Below are 4316 nucleotides of genomic sequence, written 5' to 3'. Positions count from 1 at the left end.
AACGCGGTGAGCGCGTTGTGGCAAAAGGTGTCCAGGCGAAGCGAGTGCGCCCTGCTCCTCAGGTTCTCGGCGGCCGCCGCCGCCACCAGCTCGCGGCCCGTGCCCCGCCCGCGCGCGTCCGGTGCGACCACGAGCACGTGCAGCACCTGGACCTCGCGGGGTCCGGCGCCCGCGCGCCACGGGGCCTGCGCGTAGTCCGCGTCCTGCTCGCCGTCGAGGACGAAGGCGCCGAGCGCGCGCCCGTCGCCCGAGCGGGCCACGAAGAGGTCGCCCCGCTCGGCCGCCGCGCGCAGCCACGCGCGCGACGGGTGCGCGTCCAGGTCCCAGAGGATGTCGAGCGGCGTGCCGCGCATCGCGTCGATGGACGCGGCGTAGACGGCCTCGACGGCGGGCAGGTCGGCGATGGTGGCGCGGCAGACGGGCATGGTCCTCCGATCGGCGGTGGCGGGGCGCACCCCGGGGCGCGCCCATGACGGCAACGGGGCGCACCCATGGTATCCGAGCCGTCGCCCCTCTCGCCAGCGCGCCCCCGGACCGCGCGTGACCGGCTCATCCACAAGAAAACCGCGTGCGCCCGTTATGTAAAGGAACCGAAACACACCTTGGGTACAGTATCGAAGTCATGATTGCTTGCGGAGTGGTCGTACCTCGTGTTTTCCGCGGGCGAAGGCGCGCCGGGGGGCGCGCACACGCGCACATAAGGGAGGAATGCCATGTCCAGTTCTGTCTCTCGTCGCCAGTTCCTGAGCGTCGCCGGTGGCACCGCCGCCGTCCTCGGCATGGGTCTGGTGGGCTGCAACGGCTCCGACACCAGCGCCAGCACCGGCTCTGACGCGAGCTCCGACGACGCCTCGGACAAGACCTACATCGTCGCCACCGACACCACGTTCGCGCCGTTCGAGTTCACCAACGACGCCAACGAGTTCGTGGGCATCGACGTGGACCTTCTCGCCGCCATCGCCGCCGACCAGGGCTTCAAGTACGACCTGCAGTCGCTCGGCTTCGACGCCGCCGTGGCCGCGCTCGAGGCCGGCCAGGCCGACGCCGTCATCGCCGGCATGTCCATCACCGACGAGCGCAAGGAGAAGTACGACTTCTCCGACCCGTACTACGAGTCCTACGTCTGTGCCGCGGCCAAGGACGGCGGCGACGTCACGAGCCTCGACAACCTGAGCGGCCAGACCGTGGCCTGCAAGACCGGCACCCAGAGCGCCAGCTGGGCCGAGTCCATCAAGGACGAGTACGGCTTCACCATCACCTACTTCGACAGCTCGGACATGATGTACCAGGACGTCCTCACCGGCAACTCCGCCGCCTGCTTCGAGGACTACCCGGTCATGGCCTACGGCGTCGCGCAGGGCAACGGCCTCACGATCATCGGCACCGATGACACCGACTACGCCTCGCCCTACGGCTTCGCCGTGCTCAAGGGCCAGAACGCCGAGCTGATCGAGATGTTCAACGCCGGCCTGAAGAACATCCAGGACAGCGGCGAGTACGACGAGATCGTCGCCAAGTACCTCGAGGCATAGGGTCCCCAAGACCTCTGAAGGAAACGGGGCCGCGCGGCACGGTAGGCGCCGCGTGGCCCCCTGATGGTAGTAAGGACCCCCATGAACGCAAACCTGATCGACACCCTCGTCGCGGCGTGGCCGCTTCTGTGGCAGGGCCTGCAGATGACGGTCTACGTGACCGTCGTGTCGCTGGTGGTGGCCCTGCCGCTCGGCATCGTCACCTGCCTCATGAACCTCTCGAAGTTCCGCGTGCTGCGCGGCATCGCCAAGGTCTACATCTGGATCATCCGCGGCACGCCGATGCTCGTGCAGGGCTTCTACCTCTACTTCGCCGTCCCGCAGCTGCTGCAGGCCACCGTCGCGCCCGACTTCCGCATCGACATCGTGACGGCCTCCATCCTCACGCTGATCCTCAACGCCGGCGCCTACTCCTCCGAGATCTTCCGCGGCGCCATCCAGTCAGTGCCCAAGGGCCAGACCGAGGCCTCGCGCAGCCTGGGCGTGAGCCACGGCAAGACGATGCTCAAGATCGTGCTGCCGCAGGCCGTCCGCATCTGCCTGCCGAGCCTGGTCAACCAGTGCATCATCACGCTCAAGGACTCCACGATCATGTACGCCCTCGGCCTGCCGGAGATCATGAACCAGGCCAAGGTCTACGTGGGCCGCACGATGACGTCGTTCGCCACCTACACGTGGGTCGCGGTCATCTTCCTGGTGATCACCAGCGTGCTGATGGTTCTCTCGACGGTCCTCGAGAAAAGGATGAAGAAGTAGATGGCTGACAACAACGACATCAAGATCCACGTCGCCGGCCTCACCAAGGACTTCGGCGACAACCACGTGCTCAAGGGCATCGACATCGACATCCACGCCGGCGAGGTTGTCTGCGTGATCGGCCCGTCGGGCTCGGGCAAGTCCACGTTCCTGCGCTGCATCAACCGCCTCGAGGAGGCCACCTCCGGCGAGATCCTCATCGACGGCGTCTCGATCACCGACAAGAAGGCCAACGTCGACAAGATCCGCCAGCACGTGGGCATGGTGTTCCAGCAGTTCAACCTCTTCCCGCACTACAGCGTGAAGGAGAACATCATGTACGCGCCGGTGGAGCTCAAGCTCCAGACCAAGGAGCAGGCCGAGGAAACGGCCAAGAAGCTGCTCGCGCGCGTGGGCCTCTCCGAGAAGCTCGACGCCATGCCGCGGTCGCTGTCCGGCGGTCAGCAGCAGCGCGTGGCCATCGCCCGCGCGCTTGCCATGAACCCGGACATCATGCTGTTCGACGAGCCCACCTCCGCGCTCGACCCCGAGATGGTCGGCGAGGTCCTCGACGTCATGCGCGAGCTGGCCGAGCAGGGCATGACGATGGTCATCGTCACGCACGAGATGGGCTTCGCGCGCGAGGTCGCCGACCGCGTGTGCTTCGTCGACGGGGGCGTCATCCAGGAGCAGGGCAAGCCGCTCGACGTGATGACCAACCCACAGAACCCGCGCACCAAGGAGTTCCTCTCCAAGGTGCTCTAGGCGCCCCGGCGGGCGAGAAGGGCGGTCGGTGTGCTCGGGATCGTGGGATACGGTGGCTTCGTCGCCTCGGCGGCGGCGCTGTGCCTCACCCCGGGCATCGACACCGTCTACATCCTCACGCGCACCGTCGCGGGCGGGCGCGCCGAGGGCCTGGCGAGCGCACTCGGCATCAACACGGGCCTCGTGGTGCACACGCTGCTCGTGGCGGCCGGGCTGTCGCTCGTGCTGGCGGCCTCGCCGGTGGCCTTCGGTGCCATCAAGGTGGCCGGCGCGGCGTACCTGGTGGTGATGGGCGCGCGGAGCGTCGTGGGTGCGCTGCGCGGCGATGTGACGTCCTTCTCGGCGCTTGGCGAGAGGGACGGAGACGGAGCCGGTCCCGGCTCGGGCGGCGCGACGCGCGCGGGCACGCTGCGCACGTATGCGCAGGGCGTGCTCACCAACGTGCTCAATCCCAAGATCATCCTGTTCTTCCTGGCGCTGCTGCCGCAGTTCGTGGCGACGCCCAACCCGTACGGGCCGCTGCCGTTTCTGGCGCTCGGCCTCACGTACGTGGCGCTGTCCACGCTGTGGACCGTGGTGATCGTGGCCGTGGCGGCGCCGTTCTCCGGCCTGCTGCGCCGCAGCCCGCGCGCCGGACGCGTGACGGGCGTGGTGAGCGGCTTGGTCTACGTGGCGCTCGGCGCGATGATCTTCCTGACGTGACGCGGAAAAGGGACAGTCCCTTTTCCACGTCAGGCGAGAAGGTCCGCGCGCTCCGGGTTCTTCTCGAACCAGCTGACCGCGTAGGAGCAGGTGGGACGTGCCCTGAACCCGCTTGCCGCGATGGCGCTGGCGGCGCGCGCCAGCAGCTCGCCCGCGACGCCCTGGCCGCGCAGCGACTCGTCCACGAAGGTGTGGTTGATCTCAACGATGGCGGGCTCCACCTGCGGGAACGTCACCTCGGCAAGGACCTGGCCCTCGTCTGAGACCAGACGGACGGCGTCGCGCTCTGCCTCGTAGCCCATGGGTGCTCCTCTCGGTCGCGTGTGTGCTCCATTCTCGCACAGCGGGGGCGCCGCCTTGCCGCGTGTTTTCAGCGGCGCCGCCCGTCCTTCTCGAGCCGTTCCCGTGCGCGCAGATGCACATGCGTCAAGTTGCCGCATGTGCGTTCCCTGGTAGCGAGAAACTCCGCGAAACCCCGGTCCGACCCCGTGCACATAGTCGCGTCACGAAAAGTGGTGTAGGGCCGTCCCCGGGGCCCGCAGCCCCGCCCCGTATCCTACGCCGCCCTCCTCTTCCTGTCGA

6 protein-coding genes are annotated in these 4316 nt (G+C 68.0%); 4 read left to right on the top strand and 2 right to left on the bottom strand.

Going from position 1 to position 4316, the window contains the following annotated elements; translation table 11 throughout:
- A partial coding sequence (locus ACWTSU_RS06950; RefSeq protein ID WP_455139142.1) for an N-acetyltransferase family protein occupies positions 1 to 425 on the bottom strand: 425 nt, incomplete at its 3' end.
- Between the two features lie 288 nt (positions 426 to 713).
- On the opposite strand from ACWTSU_RS06950, the gene ACWTSU_RS06945 reads away from it, so the two are divergent.
- The 4 genes from ACWTSU_RS06945 (at position 714) to ACWTSU_RS06930 (ending at position 3734) form a co-directional block, all read left to right on the top strand.
- Positions 714 to 1532 carry a transporter substrate-binding domain-containing protein gene (locus ACWTSU_RS06945; RefSeq protein ID WP_455139141.1) on the top strand — a complete coding sequence of 273 codons (819 nt, stop codon included), beginning with the start codon at positions 714 to 716 and terminating at the stop codon, positions 1530 to 1532.
- 81 nt (positions 1533 to 1613) lie between these two features.
- On the top strand, positions 1614 to 2288 hold the full coding sequence (locus ACWTSU_RS06940) for an amino acid ABC transporter permease (RefSeq protein WP_455139140.1): 675 nt from the start codon (positions 1614 to 1616) through the stop codon (positions 2286 to 2288).
- Complete coding sequence (locus tag ACWTSU_RS06935) at positions 2289 to 3032, top strand: amino acid ABC transporter ATP-binding protein (protein ID WP_455139139.1); 744 nt, start codon at positions 2289 to 2291, stop codon at positions 3030 to 3032.
- Between the two features lie 30 nt (positions 3033 to 3062).
- Positions 3063 to 3734 (top strand): LysE family translocator, encoded by a 672-nt coding sequence (locus ACWTSU_RS06930; RefSeq protein ID WP_455139138.1) that lies wholly within the window; start codon positions 3063 to 3065, stop codon positions 3732 to 3734.
- A 29-nt stretch (positions 3735 to 3763) separates the two neighbouring features.
- Here ACWTSU_RS06930 and ACWTSU_RS06925 read toward each other — a convergent pair whose 3' ends face one another.
- Positions 3764 to 4036, bottom strand: coding sequence for a GNAT family N-acetyltransferase (locus tag ACWTSU_RS06925; RefSeq protein WP_455139137.1), 273 nt, complete (start codon positions 4034 to 4036; stop codon positions 3764 to 3766).
- Positions 4037 to 4316: the final 280 nt, after the last annotated feature.

The sequence above is a fragment of the Thermophilibacter sp. genome, assembly GCF_966187215.1.
Note: the sequence above shows the minus strand (reverse complement) of the source record. Positions and strands in the feature narration are given on the sequence as shown.

Bases quoted from the DNA above. Each gene is read 5' to 3' on its own strand.
- ACWTSU_RS06945 (WP_455139141.1), top strand. From the start codon at position 714: ATGTCCAGTTCTGTCTCTCGTCGCCAGTTCCTGAGCGTCGCCGGTGGC.
- ACWTSU_RS06940 (WP_455139140.1), top strand. From the start codon at position 1,614: ATGAACGCAAACCTGATCGACACCCTCGTCGCGGCGTGGCCGCTTCTG.
- ACWTSU_RS06935 (WP_455139139.1), top strand. From the start codon at position 2,289: ATGGCTGACAACAACGACATCAAGATCCACGTCGCCGGCCTCACCAAG.
- ACWTSU_RS06925 (WP_455139137.1), bottom strand. From the start codon at position 4,036: ATGGGCTACGAGGCAGAGCGCGACGCCGTCCGTCTGGTCTCAGACGAG.